Origin of the sequence: Microvirga rosea (genome assembly GCF_020595095.1) — a bacterium.
In the GTDB taxonomy this organism is placed as follows: domain Bacteria; phylum Pseudomonadota; class Alphaproteobacteria; order Rhizobiales; family Beijerinckiaceae; genus Microvirga; species Microvirga rosea.
Genome location: NZ_JAJDOP010000037.1, coordinates 1 through 596, shown reverse-complemented (window position 1 = coordinate 596; position 596 = coordinate 1). Strand labels below are relative to the sequence as shown.

1 protein-coding gene is annotated in these 596 nt (G+C 68.5%); it reads left to right on the top strand.

Annotated elements, in window-relative coordinates; translation table 11 throughout:
• On the top strand, positions 1-596 hold a 596-nt coding region (locus LJD17_RS23930; RefSeq protein ID WP_227386763.1), incomplete at both ends, for an autotransporter outer membrane beta-barrel domain-containing protein.

Genomic DNA, 596 nt, shown 5'->3' with positions numbered 1-596 from the left:
CGATCCGCTCAACCTCGACGGGATCAACACCTATACGGGCCCGACCACCGTGCGGGCGGGTTATCTGGGGGTGAACGGTTCGCTGGCTTCCGCCGTCACAGTGCTCAACGGTGCCGCGCTCGGCGGCGCGGGCACGATCGGCGGCCTCAGCGTGCAGAGCGGCGGCTTTGTCAAACCGGGCAACTCGATCGGCACGCTGAGCGTGAACGGCAACGTGGCGTTTGGCCCCGGCTCGTTCTATGCGGTCGAGATCAACGGCGCCGGCCAGAGCGACCGCATCGCCGCCACCGGCACGGCCACCCTGTCCGGCGGCACGGTGCAGGTGCTGCCCGACCAGGGCATCAACTTTGTCGAGAACACCCCCTACACCATCCTCACCGCCCAGGGCGGCGTCACCGGCACCTTCGCCGGCACGCAGAGCCCCGAGTTCGCCTTCATCTCGCCGACGCTCGGCTACGCGACCAACGCCGTCACCCTGACCATGCGGCGCAAGTCGGCCATGCCAGATCCGGTAACGCCGGTGACGCCCCAACCGCCGACCAATCCCCTCGCTTTCCATTCCGTGGCTCTGTCGGAGAACCAGTACCGCACCGCCG